This window comes from Burkholderia sp. A2 (assembly GCF_001729305.1).
GTDB lineage: Bacteria > Pseudomonadota > Gammaproteobacteria > Burkholderiales > Burkholderiaceae > Burkholderia > Burkholderia sola.
Genome location: NZ_LZXX01000052.1, coordinates 1 through 566, shown reverse-complemented (window position 1 = coordinate 566; position 566 = coordinate 1). Strand labels below are relative to the sequence as shown.

The 566-nt window shown below is 66.3% G+C and carries 1 protein-coding gene; it reads left to right on the top strand.

Going from position 1 to position 566, the window contains the following annotated elements:
• A partial coding sequence (locus tag A9Z05_RS04310) for an ABC transporter ATP-binding protein (RefSeq protein ID WP_141723353.1) occupies positions 1-566 on the top strand: 566 nt, incomplete at both ends.

Genomic DNA, 566 nt, shown 5'->3' with positions numbered 1-566 from the left:
GCGATCGACCTGATCGGTCTCGACGGCTTCGAGAACGCGTACCCGCGGGAGCTGTCGGGCGGGATGCGCCAGCGCGTCGGGTTTGCGCGCGCGCTCGTCGTCGATCCGACCATTCTGCTGATGGACGAGCCGTTCTCCGCGCTCGACGTGCTGACGGCCGAGACGCTGCGTACCGACCTGCTCGATCTGTGGACGCAGGGCCGCATGCCGATCAAGTCGGTGCTGATCGTCACGCACAACATCGAGGAAGCGGTGTTCATGTGCGACCGGATCCTCGTGCTGTCGTCGAACCCGGGCCGCGTGATCGCCGAGATCAAGGTGCCGTTCAAGCACCCGCGCAATCGTCTGGACCCGGCGTTCCGCAAGCTCGTCGACGACATCTACGCGAAGATGACCGCACGCCAGACCGGCGAAGCGACGAAGAAGGGGCTCGAGCTCGGCAGCTGGCTGCCGCAGGTGTCGACCAACCTGATGGCCGGCCTGATCGAGACGCTCGCGATGGCGCCGTACCACGGTCGCGCGGACATGCCGGAAATCGCGCGCACGCTGCATCTGGAAGTCGACGA